Origin of the sequence: Nocardia sp. NPDC050717 (assembly GCF_040654275.1) — a bacterium.
GTDB lineage: Bacteria > Actinomycetota > Actinomycetes > Mycobacteriales > Mycobacteriaceae > Nocardia.
In genome coordinates this window covers 246,242-268,498 of sequence record NZ_JBFAHR010000010.1, presented here as the reverse complement: position 1 = coordinate 268,498, position 22,257 = coordinate 246,242, and the positions used below count along the sequence as shown (strand labels likewise).

Below are 22,257 nucleotides of genomic sequence, written 5' to 3'. Positions count from 1 at the left end.
CCCCGATCCGGCTCACCGCCGCGCGAAGCCGGCGTACCAGGACAGCAGGTCCGGGTCGTCGACGGCGCTCGGGTCGACGACGCTGCCGGGATCGGCGCCCTGGAGCAGCTTCTTGATCGGGACCTCGAGTTTCTTCCCGGTACGGGTGCGGGGAATTCCCGGCGCCGCGATGATCTCGTCGGGCACGTGGCGCGGCGAGGTGCGGGTCCGGATCGTGTCGCACAGGCGTGCGCGCAACGCGTCGGTCAGTGCGACGCCGGGCGCCAGGACGACGAACAACGGCATCCAGTAGCCGCCGTCGGGCTGTTCGGCGCCGACCACGAGGGAGTCGGTGATCTCCGGCAGCGGGTCGACGGCCTGATAGATGTCGGCGCTGCCCATCCGGATGCCGTGCCGGTTGAGGGTGGAGTCCGAGCGGCCGTGCACGACGACGCTGCCGCGTTCGGTGACGGTGATCCAGTCACCGTGGCGCCACACGCCCGGGTGGTCCGCGAAATAGGCCGCGCGATACCGGGATCCGTCGTGATCGCGCCAGAAGCCGACCGGCATGGACGGCATCGGCGCGGTGACGACGAGTTCCCCGACCGCGTTCCGGACCGGTGCGCCCGCGTCGTCCCAGGCCGCGAGCGCGACACCGAGGTACGGCGCGGACAGCTCCCCTGGCCAGACGGGCACCGTCGGCGCGCCGCCCGCGAAGGCCGACACCACATCGGTGCCGCCACTGATCGAGGCCACCGGGATGTGCGCGCCGACGCTGTCGCGCAACCACAGCGAGGACGCCGCGGGGAACGCCGAGCCGGTGACCCCGATCAGGCGCAGCGCCGACAGGTCGTGGTCGCGGCCCGGCACCGCGCCGGCCTTCATGCAGGCCTGGACATAGCCAGGGCTGGTGCCGAGAACCGTCACCCGCACGCGGGCGGCGATGTCCCACAGCGCATCCGGGGCCGGCGCCGCCGGGCTGCCCGGATAGCAGACGATGGTCGCGCCCACCAGCAGCCCGGCGACCTGGAAGTTCCACATCATCCAGCTCGGGCTGGTGTACCAGAAGAAGGTGTCGTCCCGGCCGAGGTCGGTCTGCAGCGCGAGCGCTTTGAGGTGTTCCAGCAGGACGCCGCCGTGCCCGTGCACGATGCCCTTCGGCAGCCCGGTGGTCCCCGACGAGTACAGCACCCACAGCGGGTGATCGAAGTCGACCCGCTCCGGCACGAGCGGCTCCGATGCCGGCTCGCTCGCCTGCGCCCAGTCGAGCGCGTCCGCCACCACTTCGCCGAGCCGGGAGACCACCACGGTGGCGCGCAAGCCCGGCAGCGCGGCCCGCAGCGCCTCGATCTCGGCGCGACGGGAGTGCCGTTTGCCGCCGAACCGATAGCCGTCGGCGGTCACCAGGACCACCGGGTCGAGCTGGCCCAGCCGGTCCAGCGCGGCCGCGGCCGTGTAGTCCTGGCCGCAGGCGCTCCAGATCGCGCCCAGGCTCGCGGTCGCCAGGAAGGCGATCACGGCCTCGGCGATGTTCGGCAGGTAGCCGACGACCCGATCGCCCGGCCCGACCCCCGCCGCGCGCAGGGTCCGCGCGAATCCGGCTGCCCGGCCGAGCATCTCGGCCCAGGACAGCTCGGTGACCGCGCCGTCCTCCTCGACCGACACGATCGCGGGCCGGTCGGTGCGGGCCTGCGCGAGCACGCGCTCAACGTAATTGAGCCGTGCGCCGGGAAACCAGGACGCCCCCGGCATCTCGCGGCGGGCGAGGACCACCGGTGGCCGCTCCCCCAGCCCGAACCAGTCCCAGACCGCGCCCCAGAACCCGGCCACGTCGTCGACGGACCATTGCCACAGGGCGCGGTAGTCCGGCAGCGTGACCGCGTGCCGCTCGGCGACGAACCGCGCGAAGTCGGTGATGCGCGCCCGCGCGATGTCCTCGGTGGCCGGCACCCACTGCGGCGTCGCGGTCTCGCCGGTCATCGGGCGCTCCACCCCCCGTCCATGACGTACGAGGTTCCGGTGACCATGCCCGCCTGGTCGCCCGCCAGCCAGCCGACCAGCGCGGCGACCTCCGCGGGCTCGATCAGCCGTTTGATCGCGCTCTCGGTGAGCAGCACCTTCTCGACCACGTCCCGTTCGGGGATGCCGTGGGCCGCCGCCTGGTCGGCGATCTGCTTGTCCACCAGCGGTGTTCGCACGTAGCCGGGGTTCACGCAGTTGCTGGTGACCCCGTGCAGGCCGCCCTCGAGCGCCGTCACCTTCGACAGCCCTTCCAGCGCGTGCTTGGCCGTCACATAGGCCACCTTGTAGGCCGACGCGCGCAGGCCGTGGACCGACGAGACGTTCACGATCCGGCCGAATCCGCGGGCGTACATGTGCGGAAGGGCGGCGCGGATCAGCAGGAACGGCGCCTCCACCATCAGGGTCTGCATGCGCCGGAACTGTTCCGGGGAGAACTGCTCGATCGGGCTCACCGACTGCACACCGGCGTTGTTCACCAGAATGTCCACCGCCAGTGTGCGTTCGGCGAGCGCGTCGACGTCGAGCAGATCGACCGCCCACGCGTGGCCGCCGATCTCGGCGGCGACGGATTTCGCGCCGATCTCGTCGATGTCGGCGACGGTCACCTCCGCGCCGCGCGCGGCCAGCTCGCGGGCGCACGCGGCGCCGATCCCGCCGGCCGCGCCGGTGACCAGCGCCGTGCGTCCGATCAGGTCGGTCATGCGGTCACGACCTTGGCCGTCGCGGGTGCGTCCGCGGTCGCCGACTCCGCGGCGTCGGCGGCGTCGAGGGACTCGAGGTCGATGCCCTTGGTCTCCTTGGCGCAGAGCACCGCGACCGCGGTGACGGCCGCCGCGACCGCCAGGTACACCGCGATCGGGACCGAGGAACCGTAGGAGTCGAGCAGCTTGACCGCGATGATCGGCGCGAGCGAGCCCGCCACGATCGAGGTGACCTGATAGCCCAGGGACACACCGGAATACCGCATGCGGGTCGGGAACATCTCCGCCATGATCGCGGGCTGACCGGCGTACATCAGGCCGTGGAAGACCAGGCCGACGATGATCGCCGCCAGGATCAGCGCGCTGTTGGCGGTGTCCATCATCGGGAACGCGAAGAAGCCCCAGGTGGCGGCCGCCAAGGCACCCGCCAGGTACACCGGGCGCCTGCCGAACCGGTCACCGAGGCGCCCGGCCAGCGGGATCACCCCCATGTGCACGGCGTGCGCGGCCAGCAGCCACCACAGGATCGTGGTGGTGTTCGCCTCCACGTGCACCTTCAGATAGGTGATGGAGAAGGTGACCACCAGGTAGTACATGATGTTCTCGCCGAAGCGCAGCCCCATCGCGGTGAACACGCCGCGCGGGTAGCGACGCAGCACCTCGAAGACGCTGAACGAGCTCGCCTTGGCCTGTTCCATGTGCTTCTGGGCCTCGACGAAGATCGGCGCGTCGGTCACCTTGGTGCGCACGTAGTACCCGACCAGCACCACCACCGCCGACAGCCAGAACGCCACGCGCCAGCCCCAGCTCAGGAACGCCGCGTCGGACAGCGTGGAGGTGAGCACCAGCAGCACGACCGTGGCGAGCAGGTTGCCCGCGGGCACTCCCGCCTGCGGCCAGCTCGCCCAGAACGCGCGGCTGCGGCTCGGGCTGTGCTCGGCGACCAGCAGGACGGCGCCGCCCCATTCACCGCCGATCGCGAAGCCCTGGATGAAGCGCAGGGTCACGAGCATGGCGGGCGCCCAGTAGCCGATCTGGGCGAAGGTGGGCAGACAGCCCATCAGGAAGGTCGCGCCGCCCACCAGCACCAGACTCAGCTGGAGCAGCTTCTTGCGGCCGTACCGGTCGCCGAAGTAGCCGAAGACGATGCCGCCGAGCGGGCGGGCCGCGAAGCCGACCGCGTAGGTGACGAAAGCCGCCAGGATGGCGTCGAGATCGCTGGTGCCCTTGGCGAAGAACACCTTGCTGAACACCAGCGTCGCCGCGGTGCCGTAGAGGAAGAATTCGTACCATTCGACGACGGTGCCTGCCATCGAGGCGGCCACCACCCGGCGCAGGCCACTCGGTGCCCCGCCGGGATCGTCGCCGGGCCGCTCGGTCGCATTGCGGACGCTCATCACTGCTCCTTGGTGATCGAGGCCACTACACGCGGAGAATGTGATGTGGCCCACTAGCAATGGGAAGAGTATTCGTGCAGATCGAATTCGGTCGCAATGGCCAAGTTCGCACCGCGTATCTGCGAAGATGCAGAAATGAGCGCTACCTCGCCGGACGCCGGACGCCGGCCCAGCGCCGATGACCTGCTGGTTCTGCTCGCCGTGGGCCGATCGGGCCGCTATGTCACCGCGGCGGAGGAGCTGGGGATCAACCACACCACGATCTCGCGGCGAATCGCGGCGCTCGAGCGCGCCGTCGGCGGGCGGGTGCTCACGCGCGTCACCGGCGGCTGGGAACTCACCGACCTGGGGCGCTCGGCGCTGGCGGCCGCCGAGACCATCGAGGCCGCCGTGCGCTCGCTGGGCGCCCCCGGCGGCGAGCGGGAACTCGAAGGCGTGGTGCGCCTTTCGGCCACCGACGGGTTCAGCGCCTATCTCGCCGCGCCCGCCGCCGCGCGTGTGCAGCGACGACATCCCCGCGTGCAGGTGGAGATCATCGCGACCACCCGGCGGGCCTCGACCCAGCGCAGCGGGCTCGACCTCGAGGTGGTCGTCGGCAAGCCGCAGGTCCATCGCGCCGAGGCGATCCGCCTCGGCGACTACAGCCTCGGTCTCTACGCCGCCCGCGGCTACCTCGCCGAGCACGGCACCCCGGCGGGCATCGACGACCTACGCCACTATCCGCTCGTCTACTTCATCGAGTCGATCCTGCAGGTCGACGATCTGGATCTGGCCACCAGCTTCGCCCCCGCCATGCGCCAATCCGTCTCGTCCACCAATGTTTTCGTGCACGTCGAGGCCACCCGCGCGGCCGCGGGCATCGGTCTGCTGCCGTGCTTCATGGCCGACCGGCACGACGACCTCGTGCGTGTGCTCGGTGACCGGGTCCGCGTCCAGCTCACCTACTGGCTCGTCACCCGCGCGGAGACCCTGCGCCGCCCCGAGGTGGCCGCCGTGGTCGAAGCCCTGCGCGCCACGGTCGCCGAGCGGCGCACCGAACTCCTCGGCGCTCAGCGCGGATCGGGGCAGCGGCCTGCGTAGTGGCTCAGCCCGAGGCCGTGGCTGCTCTTGCTCCGGCCGACCGGGCCCTTCTTCGCCGAGCGCACCCAGGTGCCCGCGGTGTCGAGGACGGGCATGCGTTCGCTGAAGGCCCGGCTGTAGCGGGTGGTGCCGTCGACGGTGAGGATGCCGTCCCTGACGTCGATGTGGGCGACGGTGGCCCAGAACGAATTCTTGCCGTTGCCGATGACGACGGTGATCTGGTCGGCGTCGGCACCGGGCAGGCCGTCGGGGCCGGGCCTGCCGTAGCGGACCAGGACGCGGGGCCTGCCGAAGGTGTCGATCGCGCCCGCGCCGTTGTCGACCGACTGGTAGACATTGAGCAGCAGATCGCCGTTCTCCACCGGGCGCACGATCACCTGTTCGGTGGCGGGCCGGTTGTTCGCGCCGGGACCGCGGCTGTCGCCCTGGTGGTGGATGAACGGCCAGACCGCGAGGTCGCCCTGGTGGCCCTTCTCGCCGCTGATCACCACGTAGTCGCCGGTGATCTCGTTGCGGCAGAAGAAGTACACGTCCAGATCGCCCTTTCCGAACTGGGTGACGCGCCCGGCGCTGTCGTATTTCGCGCCGCGACCGTCCCATTCGAGACCGACGGTGAGGACGTAGCCCGGATCGCCTTTGCGCAGGTCGATGCTGGCGCGCTGGTTCGGTGAGTCCTTCGTGAGGACGACGTCGACCTTGCGCAGCTCGATCGTGGGCGCCGCCGGGGCGGGCGGTGCGGCGGGAATCGGGGCAGCGGAGGTGGCCGGGGCCGGTTCCGGCGATTCCTCCTCGGCCGGGTCGCTGTCCACCTCGATCCCGTGCTCGGTGGCGAAGGCCGCCAGCCCGGCGCTGTAGCCCTGGCCGATCGCGTCGAGCCGCCAGCCCGCGCCCCGCCGGTACAGAGCGACCGCCTGCAGGACGGTCTCCGAATCCAGCCCGGGCGGAACGAAACTCAGCGTCTGCCCGCCCCCGGCGACCGCGACCCGCAAGCCGGTGACCTCGCCGAATCGCAGCCCCTGCGCCTCGGTGCTGCCGGCGATCACGACCCGGTGGATGTCGGCGGGCACGGCCGCGAGATCGACCGAGACGACCGCGTCCGATTCCAGCCGGACACCCGGCGCGGACGGATTGTTGAAGAAGACGAAGTCGGCGTCCGAGCGCACCGTTCCGTCGGCGGTCACCAGCACGGCGGAGACATCCACCGCTCCCGCCGGGCCCTCCAGATCGAGGCGCACCGTGTAGCGGCCGTCGACCAGATCGGTCTTTGATCCCTTGGCGACCTCGATCGCCGTCGCGCCGCTCGTCATGCCGCTACCTCCACCGATCGCCGGGTCCCCACCGGCCGCCATCAGAACGACCGCACACCCATCGTGCGTCATCTGTCGGCCCCGTGCACGAGCATCGCGCCCCGTGCCGACGAAGAGTGCGCGGTTCGCCGTGCCCGGCGGACAGCCGACCCCCTGATGCCGGCCGGCTCGGCTGTCCGACCCGATAGCGTGGATGGAGACGCCGTTGGCTCTCATCACAGGAATCGGCGGACCGGGTGGCGGCGTGGCTCCCCGTGTCGTTCACTGGTCGGCATGGACGTCCGTGAGCTGATCGACCGCAAGCTGGGTCGCCGGGTCTCGGTGGTGGTGCCCGCGCTCGACGACGAGGACACTGTCGCCGGGGTGGTCGCCGCCGGGCGCCCGTGGCTGGGCGGGCTGGTCGACGAACTGGTGGTCCTCGACGCGGGCTCGACCGACCGCACCATCGCGCGGGCACGGGCTGCCGGCGCCGCGGTCTACACCAGGGAGGAAGCGCTGCCCGGTGTCCCGCCGCGTCCCGGCAAGGGCGAGGCGCTGTGGCGATCACTGGCGGTGTGCACGGGCGACCTGATCGTGTTCCTCGACGCCGACCTCGTCTCCCCCGACCCCCGGTTCGTCCCGATGCTGCTCACACCCCTGCTCGACGACCCGGCGCTGGCACTGGTGAAGGGCTACTATCGGCGGCCGATCACGAACGGCGCCGGGATCGACGCCGACGGCGGCGGGCGGGTGTCCCAGCTGGTGGCGCGCCCCCTGCTCACCGCGCTCGCGCCCGCGCTGGCCGAGATCGTGCAGCCGCTGGGCGGCGAATACGCCGCCACCCGAACACTTCTCGCCGACATCTCCTTCGCCAGCGGTTACGGCGCGGAGATCGGCATTCTCATCGACTGCTGGCAGCGACACGGCCTGTCGGCGATCGCGCAGGTCGACCTGGGCACCAGGGTGCATCGCCACCGGACGACCCACGAGCTGGCGGTGATGAGCAGGCAGGTCGTGGCGACCCTGCTCGACCGGCTCGGGATCCGCGATTCCGGCATGGGCCTGGTGCAGTATCAGCCGGGCGAGACAGGCTGGCGGCGAACACCTTCCGAGGTGAGCCTGACCGACCGGCCGCCGATGACCCGGGTGGTCGAGGCGCAGCGCGAGAGCGCCTGAGACGGGCGAACGCCGGCCCGGCCACGAGGACCGGACCGGCGTTCGCCGACGCGGATCAGACCGCGACGAGACCGAAGTCGAGCTTCACCAACTGATCGGCGCAGTCGAAGTAGCGGTCGTCGTGGGTGATCACGATGACCGTCTTGCCGCGCCGCTTCAGGTCGGTGAGGATCTCGCGATAGAAGACCTCGCGGAAGCGCGGCTCCTGATCGGCGGCCCATTCGTCGAAGACGTAGATCTGCCGGTCTTCGAGCAGGGCGGTCAGCAGGGCCAGCCGTTTGCGCTGGCCCTGGGACAGATCCACGGTCGACAGGCGGCCGTCGCGCACGGTCACCTTGTGCGCGATCTGCAGCTCCTCGAGGTATCGCTGCACATCGGCATCGATTCCGTGGCGGTCGAAGCCCAGGTAGTCCTCGAACAGATGGAAATCGGTGAACACCGCCGACGAATTCTGCCGGTACCACTCGATGTTGTCGTGGTCGATCCTCTCCCCGTTGAGCGACAACGACCCCGAGCGGGGCACGTACAGACCCGTGATGAGCTTGGCCAGCGTCGACTTGCCGCTGCCGTTGCCACCGACGATGAACGTGATCTGGCCCGGTTCGAAGACCAGGTCGATCGGACCGAGCCGGAAACCCGAGTCCTCGGCGTCGCTGGGTCCCGGCGGTGGCGCCAGCGGACGCACATCGGTGCCGCCGTGGTCGATCCAGTTCTTGCCGTTGACATCCGGCTGCGGGCCGCCGGGCTGCGCTCCACCCGGATGCGCACCGGGATGCGCGGGGTGCGGATGCGCGCCGTTGCCCTCGTGTGGCGGGCGACCGGGACGCGGCGGGTGCCCACCTCGCGCCGGCGGACCCACCGGGGGCGCACCGGGCGGCGGCGGGACCGGTGACGGCGCCTCCGAGCGGTACACGTAGCTGACGTTGCTCAGTTCCAGCTTGGCCTCCCCAACCGCTGGACGCTCGGCATACGGCAGCTGCTCCTCGTTGTGCAGGGTCTCCATCGACAGGTTCATCGCGCGGATCTTGGCCAGCGCCACATCACCGCGCAGCAGATCCGGGATGCGATGCATGAAGTTCTGCATCGGCATCGCCAGGAAGGTGGTGACCAGCACGTAGCCGACCATGGTGTCGCGCGGGACGTCCAGCGCCGCCGCCACCACGAACAGGATCAGCGCCATGGTCGCCAGCTGCAGTGCCTGACCGAAACCCTGGGCGTAGGAGAACTTCGAGCCGGCGTCGGTGTTCTGGTCGCGCAGCGTGCCCGCGGAGCCGAGCAGGTGCCGATCCATGAAGTCCCGGCGACGGCCGCGGTGCAGCTTCAGCTCCTTGATGCCGAGGGTGACGGCCTGGAACGAACGCAGCAGCGCGTCCTCGTTCTCGCGAGCCTCGCGGTAGATCCCGCGCACCCGCTTGAGCACCATTTCCACACAGGCGATCCCGATGAGCGTGCCCGCCACCGTCACCGCGAAGATCGGACCCGAGACCAGGAACAGGAAGACGAAGCAGCCGACGATGGTCGCCACGTCGACACAGATCGACGGAATCGCGGTCACCGCCTGCGACAGCGAGCGCACGTCCTCGGTGAGCGTCGCCATCAGGCGATGCATACCGAGCCGTTCCAGGTGTTCCAGCGGCGCCGAGACGATGCCGGAGGACAGGTCACTGCGCAGCCGGTAGATCGCGTCCTGCGACAGCCTGATCAGCAGCACCTGCGAGGCCACGCCGCTGACCAGGATCACCAGACCGGTGAGTCCGAAGCGCAGCAACAGCTGATCGGGCTGCGGTTTCGGCGAGACCACCGCGTTGATCAGGGTCACCAGGTAGGTGTTGGCCACACCGCAGATCAGGCCCGCCACCACCACGGCGGCGATGCGGCCCGGCGAGAGCGCGGCGAGAAATCGGAGAAGATGCATGACGGTGGCTCTCAGCCGCGGATGACATCGAACACGATGCCCTCGAGGGTGACTCCGGGCGCGAACGAGAACGCCACGCCGGTGGAGATCGGCGCCGCCGTGCGCGCGTCGCGGATCATCCGCTCCAGCACGAAGATCAGCGACACACTCAGCATGTTGCCGTGCTCGGCGAGCACGTCCCAACTCGGCGCCGCCAGCTCGGCCGCGATGCCGAGCGAGCGCGCCGACTCCTCGATGATGCGGGGACCACCGGGGTGGATCGCCCACAACTCGATATCGCTCTTGGTCAGCCCGTTGCGGGCAAGCACCCCCGAGACCACCGGGTCGACACCGCGGTAGATGTAGTCGGGCAGGGTGGTCGCCAGCTCGCAGGTGATGCCGGTGTCCCGCACGCCGAGCACGATGCCGTCCTCCGCGTCGTCGAACAGGTGGCTGAAGCTGTCGCGGATCACCACGCTGCCCGCCGCGAGCGGCTGGTGCACCTGGTTGGCGCCGATCACCACCGCGCCGCAGCCGTCACCGAAGAGGCTGTGCGTGATCACGTCGTTGACGTCGTCGTCGAACACCGCGTTCACCGAGCTCACCTCGATGCACAGCACCATCGCCTTCTTGTCCGGGTTGGCCCGCACGTAGTCGGCGGCGGCGCGGACCCCGTTCATCGCCGCGGCGCAGCCCATGAAGTTGATGACCATGCGGCCGACCGTCGGCGACAGGCCGAGCTGCTTGACCACCGCGACATCGACGCCGGGCGCGATGAAGCCGGTGCTGGTGACGAAGATCAGCTGGCCGATCTCCGCGGCCGGGTCGACCAGGCCGGCGACCGCGCGCCGGGCCACGTCGACGGCCAGCGGCACCGCGTGAGCGAAGAACAGGTTCATCCGCTCCCTGATGGTGCCGGGCCTGCGGCTGAAGGCGAGGAATTCCGGCTCCAGCGGGTCGACGGCCAGGTGCCTGGTGTCGATCCGGGTCTTCTGGTAGATCCGCGGAATCCGCTGCCGCTGAGCGGGATCGGAGAACAGCTCGGCCACCCGGCCGGCGTTCACCGCCTGGTCGACCACCCGCTCGGGCGATCCGGTGGCGACCGACTCGATGACCGCGACGGTGGTCGGCGGCGACGGCGGGAGCCGATCGTGCCCGCGCTCGACGTCGGCCGTTGAGCGCAGGTCAATGGAAACAGACACGGGCACAAGTCCTTTCGAAACAGATGGAGACGGCCACGGAATCGCGGTCAGACGGTTCCGATGCCGGTGAAGCCCTGCACCGTGTAGGTCACACAGGTCTTCAGCGCTGTGGGTGCGCAGTGTTCGCGCACGAGTCCCCACCGGTTCTCCTCCGCCTCGCGCGACGGCGCGAGCAGGTAGGTCCGGCACAGCTTGGGGAAACGATCACCGAAGAAGCTCTTCGCGGGCAGCCATTCCACGCCGAACTTCGCCGACTCCTCGCGCACCACGTCCTCGGTGGCGATGTTGGCGAAACCGCTGCGCTGGAAGGGCAGAACGTGATGGACCCGGTGCGAGCTCAGGCCCGCGGACAGGAAGCAGTCGACGTATTTGTTGCCGACCACCGTCAGGTCGTAGGCCTGCTCGAGCTGATTGACCGCCCAGTCCTCGGTCTCGGTGTGGAGTTCCTCGGTCGGCACCTCGAAGTCGTGGCTGGCAACCACCATGAAGGTGCTGATCCACAGCGTGATCACGAATTGCAGTGCCCAGGCCAGGAAGTCACCCGCCACCGTGAAGGCGACGAACTCCGCGACCAACAGGAACCGGACCCCGAAGGACCCGATGAAGTGCGGCAGCGCGCCACGCCAGGTGCCGTACATGTCCTTGATGCCGACCTTGCGGGTCAGCCGGCACACGTCGAGCAGCCGGATGATCATGCCGGTCAGCAGATGCCCGAACTTGTGCACGGTGTGCACCGGCACCCGGTACAGGCGCGGCACCTGCATCATCATCGTGAAGACGTTCTTCTTGATGTCGACTTCGCTCTGCGTGTGCGGGTGATGCAGCAGGGCGTGCCCGTCGGCGGTGACGAAAGACAGTGCGACGTAGTTCATGTCGAACGCGTTCACCGCGTACTTGTTGAGCCCCTTCTGCGCCCGGTGGATCGCGTAGTGGCCGAAACCCGCCAGCGAACTGCGCAGCAGCACCATCGCGATCACGAAGACCGGCAACGGCATCCAGCTGGTGTCCCACAGCCGCAGGCCCTGCACCGCGAAGTAGGCGAAGATCAGGAAGGCGACGACGATGTCGAACGCGCGGTCCATCCGCTTCAGCCGCGCGGCGAGTTCGGGCTCCTTGATCCTGGCCTTGATCTTGTGCAGCAGGTCGTTCTTGTCGTCGAAGGCGTACTTCGGGGTGTCGTCCCAGCTGTTGAAGCCGTCCTTGAACAGGAAGTCCGGTGCGTTGTTCTTGGGGTGGATGTCCTCGGGCGTGGCAGCGCGATCGAGACTGTAACGCTCGATCATGCGGGCGATCTTTTCCGGATCACGGTGGTAGGAACCGATGATCGAGGTGATATCGCGGTTTTTCGTTCGGCCGATGAAGAATTCACCGCCTGGATGCTTGGAGATCCACTCACTCAGGTCGTAGGCTCTGCCGTTGTAGACCCATACGTTGTTGACGGGAGGCCGACCCCCCGGACCGGGCGGTGGCGGGAGCTCGCGCTCCTGTTCATCAGGTCGATCATCGATCGTCATGCGTTCTTCCTTCGTGTCGATCGGCGTTCGATGCGTGCTGCCTGCCGACCTGCGTCCCGACACGTATAGTCCTTGTGGCGCCTTGCATCTCGCTGAACATTCTCTTATTGCCGGGCGGACGCCGCTACGAAGTTTCGGTCCCCACGGGCGACACCCACACGACACACCGGTCCGGGGCCGCGGCCGACACTGCGTGCCAGGCTTCGCAGACCCCGGACCGGTGGTGGTGGGTCCGGAAAACGGCTCGGATCAGCCGGCCGGCTTGACGATGTTGACCGGCTTGGCCCAGTTGGACAGGCCGACGGTGACCTCGCCCTGGTCCTTCTTGACCACGGCGCGAACGAGATTCGGGCCGTCGCCGGTGGACGGCGCGTCCGAGGGCTTGGTGGAATCGGAGGCGGGCGGCGCGGTGTCCTGGATCCACAGGGTGATCGGCATGGTCCCCGCGTTCTCCCCGACGCGCGGCACGATGGGATCGATGACGGCCGCGTCGATGGTGCCCGTGACCTTGACGGTGTTGATGCCGTCGATGACCTCGCGACCCTCGGTCTTGGCGTTCTGGACGTTGGCGATCACGTTCGCGATGCCCTTGTCCTTGTCCAGGATGACGCCCGGATCGTAGACCTTCTCGGCCGGGCCCGCCGGCACGTAGCGGCCCGCGGTCTGGGTGTAGAGGACCTTGTCCACCACGAGGAACTTCGCCTCGGTGAACTCCGACTCCGGGGTGAGCTTGACCTTCGCCTCACCCATCGCGGCGCCGGAGCCCTGGGTCTCGTTGGTGACGTCGGCCGAGACCGTCTCCACGGGGAGGTTCGGCAGGTTGTCCACGTCGATGTTCAGGTGCACGGTGCGCAGGGTCTGCGTGGTCTTCGCCGACTCCTTCACGATCTGCGCGCCGTCGGGCAGCTCGCCGGTCGGCGGCGCGGCGGGCGCGTCCTCGGACGAGGAGCAGCCGGTGACGAGGGCCGCGGCGAGCGCGGCGGCCGCCACGATCGACGTGATGCCGGAGCGACGCGCGAAGCGGCTCCGGGGGGCGGCGTGCGATGTCGATTCGATCAAGTTCATCCCCTGGAGATGTCGTGTATGGCGTTGGTGAGGCAGCCGAAGCTGCCGGCGCCTGCGACATACTAAGCAGACGATCGGACATCTCGCGCTCCCCCGACGGCGATAGTACCGCAGGATCGAAGATTGCGACTTGCTAGTGAGCACAAGAGTTTTCGGGGCACGTCCGGCCCGCGAATTCGATCATCACCGCAGGTCAGCCGACCGCGTGGGCCTGCAGGACGTGCTCGGTGAAGGGGCGGCGACGCTCCTCGTCGGGCATCGCGAGCAGCTTCGCCAGCTTCGCCGCGGCCATGTCGTCGACCGGAGTGAAGATCTGGATCCACGCGCCCTCGATCACCGGCAGCGACATGCTCGTCATGTGCATCGCGATCGACCCGATCGCCAGGTGCTGGATCACCTTGACGATGTTGGCCGGGACGGCCACGTCGTTGCTGGCCCACAGCGCCGCGAACATCGGGCTCGCGCCGCACAGTTCCTCGACCAGGTGCTGCCAGGTGGGATCGTCGAGGTGGCGCACGTAGGCGCCACGCAGGTAGGCGACCATCCGGCGCAGGTCGGCTTCGTTGTGCTCGTAGGGGTTGCAGCACTCCGGCGTCAGGAACGCCCGGCGCAGCACGTTGCGCTCCCCGTCGGTGAATCCGGGGCACAGCGCCCGGTAGGCGTCGTTGTGGGCGAGGACATCGTATTTCGCGCTGAGCAGGGCCGCGGGCAGCGGGCCGAGCTGATCGAGGATCATCGGCAGCCCGGGCGGCATCACCGTCTGCGCCGCGGCGCTCGGCACCGTCGGTACATCGGCCAGCCGATACAGATGCGCCTTCTCCACCGGGTCGAGGCACAGTGTTCGCGCGACCGCGTCGAGCACCTGCACGCTGGCGTTGATCGGTCTGCCCTGCTCGAGCCAGGCGTACCAGGTGACCCCGATCCCCGACAGCTGCGCGACCTCTTCGCGGCGCAATCCCGGCGTGCGCCTGCGCGGCCCCGGCGGCAACCCGACGTCGCCCGGCGCGATCCTGGCACGCCGGGACTTCAGGAACGCACCCAGTTGGGCCCTTCGCTCGGTGCGCACCGCGCGCATGTCGACCACTTCACTCATCGACCCATCGTCGCCGAACCTGATCCAGGTATCCAGGTGGTGCTGGTACCCGTTTCAGGGCTCAGCTCACCAGGATCGGCGCACCGTGCACCGGCACATGGGTGATGTTGCGAACCCGGCCCGCCGCGCTGGCGCCCGCCGGCAGCGACAGGGTGTGTCTGCGCAGGATCTCCTGCAGGACCGCCGCGCCCTCCATCAGGGCGAAACCCGCACCGATACAGCGCCGCACACCACCTCCGAACGGGAGCCACGTGTTGGGCGCGACGCTGCCGTCGAGGAAGCGCTGGGGCCGGAACACCGCGTCCGGATAGGCTTCCCGGCGCTGGTGCGCGAGCAGGATCGAGGCCGCGACGACGGTCTCGGCGGGGAGCTCGTGGCCGCCGATCGTCATGTCGCGGGTCAGCTTCCGGACGACGCCGCCGATGACCCAGTGGTAGCGCAGCGCTTCCTTCATCACGGCTTCGAGGTAGGCGGTGTCGCCGTCGAGCGCGGCCCGGCGGGCGAGCTCCTGCTGCTCGGGGTCGGACGCCAGTTCGTGCAGCGCCCAGGCCAGGGCAGAGGAGGTCGTCTCGTGGCCGGCGACGAGCAGGGTGACCAGCTGATCGCGCAGTTCCGCCGGGCTGAGCGGGGAATCGGTGTCCGTGCCCGCGGCCAGCAGTCGCGAGAGCACATCGGTCCCCGATTCCGTACCGCCGGCGCGGCGTTCGTCGATCTCGGTGTAGAGGAACTCGTCCAGGCGGGCCTTGTCCTGGGCGAAGCGCTGCCACGGCCCGCGCTTCTGCAGGCCTGGATACCGGGAGCCGAGCAGGGTGAGCGGTGCGATGTCGGTGATCCTCCGGATCGGCGCGCCCAGCAGGGCACGCCTGCGCGGATCGGTCACGCCGAGGACCACCTCGCCGATGACGTCGAGGGTGATCCCGGTCATCGCGTCCAGGCTGTGCACCGGTGCGCCCACCGTCCAGGTGTCGACCCGGGCTGCGGCGATCCGCTCGATCATGGCGCGGTAGTCGGCCAGCGCGGAACCGGTGAACGCGGGCATGAGCAGCCTGCGGGCGCGAGCGTGGTCGGCTTCGTCGGTGATCAGGACGGAATGGTCACCCAGCAGCGGGCGCAGGATCCCGTTGCTCTCCCCCGCGTGCAGGTCGGCCGGGGAGGCCGCGAAGATCTCCCGGATGTGCTCGGGCCGGGTGAACACGACGAGGTGACGGGCGTAGGGCGCCACCATCCGCAGGGTGAAGGTGTCGCCGTAGCGGCGGGTCGCGGCGGTCAAGAACCGTTCTCGCGCAAGCACATACCGGATCGTCTGCAGAATCCGGGGAGCGCGGGGGCCGGGCGGATACATGGCAACATCCTCTCGTCGTTTCCACGGTAGCCCAGCCGCCCGCCCGGATCGGGCCGATCGACCACCCCCTCATCGCTCCGTGGCTGAGCCTGTTGCCACCAGCTCACCGTTCGCGCCGGACGTGGTGATCGAGGTGGGGATCTTGGGGAGGGCGTGGGGGTGGTGGGTGCCGAGCCAGTCGAGGAGTTCTTCGCGGACGGCGCAGCGCAGGGTCCAGGCGTCGTCGGCGTTGGGGGTGGACATGGCGGCACGGACGACGATGTTGGTGGGGGTGCTGTCGGTGACCAGGAGGTTGGCGCTGCGGCCGTCCCATTCGGGGCGGGTGCGCAGATAGGTGTGGAGGTGCTCGCGCAGCAGCGGGATCGGGGTGCTGTGGTCGAGGTGCAGCAGGACCGTGCCGGTGACTTCCGGGCCGCCGCGCGACCAGTTCTCGTACGGCTTGCTGTTGAAGTAGGACACCGGCATGGTGAGCCTGCGGTCGTCCCAGATCCGGATCGTGAGGAAGGCGAGGCTGATCTCCTCGACGGTGCCCCATTCGCCTTCCACGACCACGGTGTCGCCGATCTTCACCGAATCGCCGAAGGCGATCTGCAGGCCCGCGATGAGGTTGCTCAGGGTCGACTGCGCGGCGATGCCGGCGACGATGCCGATCACGCCCGCCGAGGCCAGCAACGAGGTGCCCAGCGTGCGCAGACCGGGGAACAGCAACAGGATCGCCACCGCCGCGGTGGTCACGACCAGCAGTGAGGTCACCACGCGGCGGACCAGGCCGAACTGCGTGCGCAGCTGCCGCACCCGCGAGATCTCCCTGGTGCGTTCGGCGTAGCGGCGCAGCAGATGCTCGGCGACCAGATCGGCCACCCGGACCACCAGCCACGCCGCGGCCAGCACCACCGCGGCGCCGAGGACGTTCCGGACGACCGTGTCGTGGCGGGGGCCCAGTTCCGCCAGGGGCGCGGCGGCGTGCAGGACCACCACGCCGAGCAGGACCTGCAGCGGCAGTTGCGCGCGCCGCAGTGACAACGGAAGCTGTCCGCCGGACCCGCGGCGTGCGCTGACGCGCAGCAGCCGATCGATCGCCAGCCGCACCAGCACCGTGACCGCCACGGTCGCGACCACGACGATCAGCGGCCGAAGAATGTCCTCCACGAGATCGAACTCCTCTCGTCGCCGCCCGGAATGAGCTGTGCCACCGGCTGTTCCGGTCGCACGCGACCGAGGCCGGGCCGGCTCGCCGACCACGCGTGTGGCCGGACCGTCGGTCGCTGGTGCCCGGGTACCCACTCCCGGGCGTGACCGACATGACGATCCGGTTGCCGCGCCGGAGGCGGAGGCTCCGGTGCTCGATCAGCGCTTGCGGCCGACACCGCCGACGATGCAGTTGCGGACGGCGTTGAGCGGGGTGAGGTGCGGGCCGTCGGGCCACCAGTCGTCACAGCGGACCAGGCCCGGCTCGATCATCTCGAGATCACCGAACATCGCCTGGATCTCGTCCCTGGTGCGGAAGCGGCCGCTGCCCATCGGGCTGTGGATGAACTTCTCCTCCATCTTGCGGGCCAGCTCGGTGTACTCGGGTGTCTGCGGGTCGTAGAAGTGGGCGATGGCCACGAACGAACCCGACGGCAGCGCGTCGATGTAGGTCTGCATCAGCGCCGGTCCGTCGTCACCGAGGTAGTGGTGCAGGGTGCCGATGTGGAACAGCGCCAGCGGGCGGGTGAAGTCGATCTCGTTGCGCACGGTCTTGTCGCCGAGCACATCGAGCGGCCGGAAGATGTCGGCCTCGGCGATGCGGGTTCGGCTGTTGCTGGCCAGCAGGGCCTGCGCGTGCACGAGTACCGAGGGGTCGTTGTCGACGTAGACCACCCGTGACTGCGGGTTGACCCGCTGGACCACCTGGTGGGTGTTCTCCGCGGTCGGCAGACCGGACCCGAGATCGAGGAACTGGTCGATGCCCGACTTGGCCAGGAACCGGCACGCGCGGATGAGGAAGTCGCGGTTCGCCCACGCCAGGTCGTTGACCTGCGGCGCGACCGTGCGGACCTGGGCCAGCACCTCGCGATCGACCTCGTAGTTGTCTTTGCCGTTGAGCGCGGCATCGTAGACACGCGCGATACTCGCGCGTGTGGTGTCCACCCCCACCGGCACTGAGCTGGGGTAGGCGGCAGAGGGTTGCGACATCGGGGCGCCTCCGGACTCGGACCGACTGTACGAAATCAGCGTAGTGCATCGGTTCCGTTGGTACAGAAGCTATCCCGCTCGCCGCCCGCAGCCGGGTGGTGGCGGTACCCGTGTCGACGGACTCCTGGTCGGTCCCCGCGGACGCGGTCACGATCGGGGCATGACCCAGACCATCGCGCCTCCAGCGGCGCTCGAACCCCCGGCGGGCAGGCGGGCCGTGGCCGTGCTCGTCGTCATTCTCACCGGCCAGTTCATGGCGGTGCTCGACGCCGCCATCGTCAATGTCGCCATCCCGTCGATCCGCGCCGACCTGGCCACGGGCGGTGCGGCGCTGCAGCTCATCGTGGCCGGTTACGTCATCGCGTACGCGGTGCTGCTGATCAGCGGCGCGCGGCTCGGCGACCGGGTCACCCAGCGCCGGGCGTTCCTCGCCGGGCTCGCGGTGTTCACCGTCGCCTCACTCGCGTGTGGTCTGGCCTGGGACGCGGTCTCGCTCATCGTGTTCCGCTTCGCGCAGGGCGCGGGCGCGGCGGCGATGGTGCCGCAGGTGATGACCCTGATCCAGCGCACCTTCACCGGGACGGCCAGGGCCAGGGCGCTCAGTCTGTACGCGGCGATCATCTCCGGCGGCATGGTGGCCGGGCAGATCCTCGGCGGGCTGATCGTGGACGCCGATGTGGCGGGCAGCGGGTGGCGCGGGGTGTTTTTGGTGAACGTGCCGATCGGAGCGGCGCTGCTGATCGTGGCGCCCCGCGTGCTGCCGGTGACCGCGCCGCGCACCGAACGCAGGCTGGATCTGCCCGGCTTGCTGACCCTGACCGCCACCGTGCTGCTGCTGGTCGTGCCGCTCGTCCTCGGCCGGGAGCTCGGCTATCCGGCGTGGTCGTGGCTGTGCGTGGGCGCGGGCGTGCTCGGTGTGGCCGTGTTCGCCGGCATCGAACGCCGGGTGGCCGCGCGCGGCGGTGAGCCGCTGTTCTCGCCCCGGGTGCTCGCCGCGCCCGGCCTGTTGCTCACCGCGGTGACGCTGCTGCTGATCATGACGAGCTTCGGCGGCTGGCTGTTCGCGACGGCGATCCACCTGCAGGGCGAACTCGGCTACACGGCACTGCGTGCCGGTGTGCAGTTCCTGCCGATGGGCGTCACCTTCGCCCTGGCGGGCCTGTACTGGGAGCGGCTCCCCGCGCGCTGGCACGCCGCCATGATTCCGGGGGGTCTGCTGCTCAGCGCGGCGGCACCGGCCTGGCTGGCGGTGCTGCTGCGCGACGGCGCCGCACCCGGGCCGGCGGCGGCGGTCGCGCTGGGGCTGCTCGGGCTCGGTACCGGACTCGCGTTCAGCCCGTTGATGACCCGGGCGCTGGCGAGCGTGCCGATGGCGCTGGCGGCCGATGCCAGCGGCATTCTCGTGACGAGCGTGCAGCTGGGCGTGGTCGTGGGGATCGCGGCCTTCGGTTCGGTGTTCTTCGCCCTCGTCCCGACGGCGGCGGTGGGGGCCGTGCAAGCGGTCCAGCTGCTGGCGGCGGGGACCTCGGCGGTGGCGGCGGTGTTCGCCGCGCTCGCGGTACGGCGCACTCGCCGCTGATCGCCGACCCGGCAGACCCCGCGCACCGGCCGCGGGGTCGGCGGTCGTGCGTTAGCGTGATCGTCATGCACGAGCTCCAGGCCGGTGTCGTGTTCGCCGGTTATCGCGTCGAGCGGGTGCTCGGGTCGGGTGGGATGGGCAGTGTGTACGCGGCGCGGCATCCGCGGCTGCCGCGCGTGGTCGCCCTGAAACTGCTGCACTCCTCCGTCGCCGCCGATCCGCTGTTCCGCGGCCGGTTCGAGCGCGAGGCCGAGCTCGCGGGACGGCTCGACCACCCCAATATCGTCGCCATCCACGATCGCGGGTCCGAGGCCGGGCGGCTGTGGATCGCGATGCAGTACGTGCCGGGCAGCGACGTCGAGACGGTGCTGCGGTCCGGGCCGCTGGCCCCGGAATGGGCCCTGCACATCGCCAGGTCCACCGCCGACGCGCTCGATCACGCGCACGCGGCCGGGCTACTGCACCGTGACGTGAAGCCGGCCAACATCCTGCTGCGCGAGAGCGCGGCCGGGGTGAGCGCGCAGCAGGTGCTGCTCACCGATTTCGGCATCGCGAAGGCGATCGACGAGGGCACCGCGCTCACCCAGACCGGTTCGCTCGTGGCCACTCTGCGCTACGCCGCGCCCGAACAGCTCGACGGACGCCCTCTCGGCCCGCGCTCGGACCAGTATTCGCTGGCGTGCACGCTGTTCCATCTGCTCACCGGTCATCCGCCGTACACCGCGACGAACGCGGGCGCGTTGATCGGCGCCCACCTGATGCAACCGGTGCCGCCGATCAGCGCGCGCACCAATCTGCCCGTCGCGCTGGACGCGGTGTTCGCGCGGGCGATGGCGAAGGATCCCGCGCATCGGTTCGCCAGCTGCGGAGAGATGGTCGCCGCGGCGACCACGGCGCTGACCACCGGCATCGCTCCCCCGCCCGTCGCTCCCCCGCCCGTCGCTCCCCCGCCGCACGGCCCGGCCACGGACGCGCGGCGCGCGCCCCGACGCCGGATCGCGTGGTCACTCGGCGCCGCGGCACTGGCCGTGGCGCTCACGGTCGGGGCGGTCGTGCTGTCGGCCGACCGGTCGGGCACCCCCGGTGGCGACCCGACCAGCACCACGGCGCCGCCGCCGACGCCGACCACCGCGGTCGACGCCTGGGCGGCGGGCAGGCCGACGATCGCCCTGTTCCCCGATCTGCTCCCGACGGGCCCCGACGCCGAGGGCTACCGGGCGCTGCGGTGCAGCTTCGCCACCAGGAACCCGGGCGCGGTGTGGGACAACGGCTTCAACTGCACCGACCGCGAGAAGGTGAACCTGCAGGTCCTCGACCATCGCGACGCCCAGACCGTCGACGACTACGTGAGCACGCTCGCGCCGGGCACCCCCGAACAGCTGCGCACCCGCTACGGGGAGGCACTCACCGTGCGCCGGTTCAACGGCTCGGACGGACCGTGGCTGCTGGTGCGGTTCGACGCGGCGCCGCGTTCCCGGGTTCTGCTGCAGGTGTATTGGAAGGGTCACACCCATCAGGAGATGATCGACGAATGGCTCACCACCGCGCCCCTGTGATCTCGCGCCTGGCCCTCGGCGCGCTGGCCGTCGTGCTCGCCGGCTGCGGCACCGTCGACGGCGCCGCCACGGCCGGGGAGATCGATGTCCGCACGCTCGCGGTCGGCAAGTACACGACCGCGCCCGCCGATGTCGAGGCGGCCCGCGCACCCACCGACGGGCCGGTCCTGGAAGGCCTGCGGATGGCGGGCGCGGTGGTGCTGCCCCGCGAGGTCGACACGGCGCTGACACACGACTGGGGTACCGATGTCGTCGACAGCCCGCGCAAGGCCGCCGACGTCTCGGCCATCTCGAACGTGAATCTGCCGACGCTGGAACGGCATCGGATGATCGTGGCCTTCGATGTCGCCGCGGGCGACCGGGCCTTCGACAGCAAGGTCCGCGCGATCGACACCGACGCGCGCGTCACCCGGATCGTGCTGTTCCGTTTCCCCGGCGCCGCCGCGGCCGACACCGCGGCCAGGGAACTCGAGGCCACCGATTTCGGGGTGAGCCCGGACAATCAGCCGGTGCCGATCCCCGGCCATCCGACGGCCCACGCGCACTGGCGGCCCGGCGTGAAGACCATCGGGGCGACCTACGCCACGGGCGAGATCGTGGTGAGTGTGTTCCTGCAGCACCCGACGCCCGACATCGACGCGCTCGCCCGCCGGGTGGCCACCATCCTGGACGCGCAGCAGCCGCTGCTCGACCGGTTCACGCCGACAGCGCCCGACCGCATCGCCGAGCTTCCCCGCGATCCCGACGATCTGTTGCGCCGCACCCTGATCCCCGGGCCCGCCAACCAGCGGATCGCCATCTCCTCGCGCGAGTACGCGGCGTGGCCGGGCCGGGCGGGACTGCACTTCCGCCCGAGCGCGCCCGCCGAACTCGCCGCCGCGTGGGATCGCGGCGGCGTGGACAGCGTCGCGAATTCCTACACCACCGACCTGTTCCGGTTCCGGGACGCGGACGCGGCGCGGGACTTCGGCGCCACCTGGCACGAGACGCTCAGCGCGGCGGCGCATCCCGTCGCCGGGCCCGACCGGGTGCCCGGCGCCCGCTGTGCCGAGCGGCGCGCGGGCGACGAACCGGCGGTGGTGCGCTGCTACGTGAGCTACCGGCGCTACGGCGCATTCGTCAGCGGGTCGGAGGCGACCGGGGTGCGTCAGCAGGCGGCCGCGCAGTACGCGTTGCTGGCGAACGCGCAGTAG

At 70.2% G+C, this 22,257-nt stretch carries 17 protein-coding genes; 5 read left to right on the top strand and 12 right to left on the bottom strand.

Going from position 1 to position 22,257, the window contains the following annotated elements; translation table 11 throughout:
* Positions 1–12 precede the first annotated feature (12 nt).
* The 3 genes from AB0H56_RS21430 to AB0H56_RS21420 are packed head-to-tail and all read right to left on the bottom strand — an operon-like array spanning position 13 to position 4,099.
* Positions 13–1,959, bottom strand: a complete 1,947-nt coding sequence (locus tag AB0H56_RS21430; protein ID WP_357165935.1) for an acetoacetate--CoA ligase — start codon at positions 1,957–1,959, stop codon at positions 13–15.
* Complete coding sequence (locus tag AB0H56_RS21425; RefSeq protein WP_357165932.1) at positions 1,956–2,702, bottom strand: 3-hydroxybutyrate dehydrogenase; 747 nt, start codon at positions 2,700–2,702, stop codon at positions 1,956–1,958. The genes AB0H56_RS21430 and AB0H56_RS21425 overlap by 4 nt, the downstream gene beginning before the upstream one ends.
* Entirely contained in the window at positions 2,699–4,099 is a 1,401-nt protein-coding gene (locus AB0H56_RS21420; RefSeq protein ID WP_357165929.1) for an MFS transporter, read from the bottom strand. The genes AB0H56_RS21425 and AB0H56_RS21420 overlap by 4 nt, the downstream gene beginning before the upstream one ends.
* Before the next feature lie 96 nt (positions 4,100–4,195).
* On the opposite strand from AB0H56_RS21420, the gene AB0H56_RS21415 reads away from it, so the two are divergent.
* Positions 4,196–5,179 carry a LysR family transcriptional regulator gene (locus AB0H56_RS21415; RefSeq protein WP_357165926.1) on the top strand — a complete coding sequence of 328 codons (984 nt, stop codon included), beginning with the start codon at positions 4,196–4,198 and terminating at the stop codon, positions 5,177–5,179.
* Here the strand turns inward: AB0H56_RS21415 and AB0H56_RS21410 are convergent.
* Positions 5,149–6,486, bottom strand: a complete 1,338-nt coding sequence (locus AB0H56_RS21410) for a TerD family protein (RefSeq protein WP_357165923.1) — start codon at positions 6,484–6,486, stop codon at positions 5,149–5,151. The genes AB0H56_RS21415 and AB0H56_RS21410 overlap by 31 nt on opposite strands.
* Positions 6,487–6,759: 273 nt before the next feature.
* On the opposite strand from AB0H56_RS21410, the gene AB0H56_RS21405 reads away from it, so the two are divergent.
* On the top strand, positions 6,760–7,641 hold the full coding sequence (locus AB0H56_RS21405; RefSeq protein WP_357165920.1) for a glucosyl-3-phosphoglycerate synthase: 882 nt from the start codon (positions 6,760–6,762) through the stop codon (positions 7,639–7,641).
* Positions 7,642–7,696: 55 nt separating this feature from the next.
* On the opposite strand, the gene AB0H56_RS21400 is transcribed toward AB0H56_RS21405, so the two are convergent.
* From AB0H56_RS21400 to AB0H56_RS21365, 8 genes are all read right to left on the bottom strand, one after another.
* Positions 7,697–9,556 carry an ATP-binding cassette domain-containing protein gene (locus AB0H56_RS21400; protein ID WP_357165917.1) on the bottom strand — a complete coding sequence of 620 codons (1,860 nt, stop codon included), beginning with the start codon at positions 9,554–9,556 and terminating at the stop codon, positions 7,697–7,699.
* 11 nt (positions 9,557–9,567) lie between these two features.
* Positions 9,568–10,737: a 3-oxoacyl-[acyl-carrier-protein] synthase III C-terminal domain-containing protein gene (locus tag AB0H56_RS21395; protein WP_357165914.1), complete on the bottom strand. Its 1,170-nt coding sequence runs from the start codon at positions 10,735–10,737 to the stop codon at positions 9,568–9,570.
* A 47-nt stretch (positions 10,738–10,784) separates the two neighbouring features.
* Positions 10,785–12,251, bottom strand: a complete 1,467-nt coding sequence (locus AB0H56_RS21390) for a fatty acid desaturase (RefSeq protein ID WP_357165911.1) — start codon at positions 12,249–12,251, stop codon at positions 10,785–10,787.
* 249 nt (positions 12,252–12,500) lie between these two features.
* The gene (locus AB0H56_RS21385) at positions 12,501–13,310 is read right to left on the bottom strand and encodes an LppX_LprAFG lipoprotein (protein ID WP_357165908.1); all 810 of its coding nucleotides are present in this window, start codon (positions 13,308–13,310) and stop codon (positions 12,501–12,503) included.
* Positions 13,311–13,509: 199 nt separating this feature from the next.
* On the bottom strand, positions 13,510–14,409 hold the full coding sequence (locus AB0H56_RS21380) for a helix-turn-helix transcriptional regulator (RefSeq protein WP_357165905.1): 900 nt from the start codon (positions 14,407–14,409) through the stop codon (positions 13,510–13,512).
* Positions 14,410–14,470: 61 nt separating this feature from the next.
* Positions 14,471–15,751: a cytochrome P450 gene (locus AB0H56_RS21375; protein ID WP_357165902.1), complete on the bottom strand. Its 1,281-nt coding sequence runs from the start codon at positions 15,749–15,751 to the stop codon at positions 14,471–14,473.
* A gap of 69 nt (positions 15,752–15,820) precedes the next feature.
* Positions 15,821–16,900, bottom strand: coding sequence for a mechanosensitive ion channel domain-containing protein (locus tag AB0H56_RS21370; RefSeq protein ID WP_357165899.1), 1,080 nt, complete (start codon positions 16,898–16,900; stop codon positions 15,821–15,823).
* A gap of 198 nt (positions 16,901–17,098) precedes the next feature.
* Positions 17,099–17,929, bottom strand: a complete 831-nt coding sequence (locus AB0H56_RS21365) for an SAM-dependent methyltransferase (protein WP_357165896.1) — start codon at positions 17,927–17,929, stop codon at positions 17,099–17,101.
* Between the two features lie 160 nt (positions 17,930–18,089).
* Between AB0H56_RS21365 and AB0H56_RS21360 the strand changes: the two genes are divergently transcribed.
* The 3 genes from AB0H56_RS21360 (at position 18,090) to AB0H56_RS21350 (ending at position 22,257) form a co-directional block, all read left to right on the top strand.
* Positions 18,090–19,508: an MFS transporter gene (locus tag AB0H56_RS21360; protein ID WP_357165893.1), complete on the top strand. Its 1,419-nt coding sequence runs from the start codon at positions 18,090–18,092 to the stop codon at positions 19,506–19,508.
* Positions 19,509–19,573: 65 nt separating this feature from the next.
* Positions 19,574–21,064 (top strand): serine/threonine-protein kinase, encoded by a 1,491-nt coding sequence (locus AB0H56_RS21355; protein ID WP_357165890.1) that lies wholly within the window; start codon positions 19,574–19,576, stop codon positions 21,062–21,064.
* Entirely contained in the window at positions 21,040–22,257 is a 1,218-nt protein-coding gene (locus AB0H56_RS21350) for a hypothetical protein (protein ID WP_357165887.1), read from the top strand. Before AB0H56_RS21355 ends, AB0H56_RS21350 begins: the two co-directional genes overlap by 25 nt.

Excerpts from the sequence above, each read along its gene's own strand:
- AB0H56_RS21430 (WP_357165935.1), bottom strand. The coding sequence starts at position 1,959 with ATGACCGGCGAGACCGCGACGCCGCAGTGGGTGCCGGCCACCGAGGAC.
- AB0H56_RS21425 (WP_357165932.1), bottom strand. The coding sequence starts at position 2,702 with ATGACCGACCTGATCGGACGCACGGCGCTGGTCACCGGCGCGGCCGGC.
- AB0H56_RS21420 (WP_357165929.1), bottom strand. The coding sequence starts at position 4,099 with ATGAGCGTCCGCAATGCGACCGAGCGGCCCGGCGACGATCCCGGCGGG.
- AB0H56_RS21415 (WP_357165926.1), top strand. The coding sequence starts at position 4,196 with ATGGCCAAGTTCGCACCGCGTATCTGCGAAGATGCAGAAATGAGCGCT.
- AB0H56_RS21410 (WP_357165923.1), bottom strand. The coding sequence starts at position 6,486 with ATGACGAGCGGCGCGACGGCGATCGAGGTCGCCAAGGGATCAAAGACC.
- AB0H56_RS21405 (WP_357165920.1), top strand. The coding sequence starts at position 6,760 with ATGGACGTCCGTGAGCTGATCGACCGCAAGCTGGGTCGCCGGGTCTCG.
- AB0H56_RS21400 (WP_357165917.1), bottom strand. The coding sequence starts at position 9,556 with ATGCATCTTCTCCGATTTCTCGCCGCGCTCTCGCCGGGCCGCATCGCC.
- AB0H56_RS21390 (WP_357165911.1), bottom strand. The coding sequence starts at position 12,251 with ATGACGATCGATGATCGACCTGATGAACAGGAGCGCGAGCTCCCGCCA.
- AB0H56_RS21380 (WP_357165905.1), bottom strand. The coding sequence starts at position 14,409 with ATGAGTGAAGTGGTCGACATGCGCGCGGTGCGCACCGAGCGAAGGGCC.
- AB0H56_RS21375 (WP_357165902.1), bottom strand. The coding sequence starts at position 15,751 with ATGTATCCGCCCGGCCCCCGCGCTCCCCGGATTCTGCAGACGATCCGG.
- AB0H56_RS21365 (WP_357165896.1), bottom strand. The coding sequence starts at position 17,929 with ATGTCGCAACCCTCTGCCGCCTACCCCAGCTCAGTGCCGGTGGGGGTG.
- AB0H56_RS21360 (WP_357165893.1), top strand. The coding sequence starts at position 18,090 with ATGACCCAGACCATCGCGCCTCCAGCGGCGCTCGAACCCCCGGCGGGC.
- AB0H56_RS21355 (WP_357165890.1), top strand. The coding sequence starts at position 19,574 with ATGCACGAGCTCCAGGCCGGTGTCGTGTTCGCCGGTTATCGCGTCGAG.
- AB0H56_RS21350 (WP_357165887.1), top strand. The coding sequence starts at position 21,040 with ATGGCTCACCACCGCGCCCCTGTGATCTCGCGCCTGGCCCTCGGCGCG.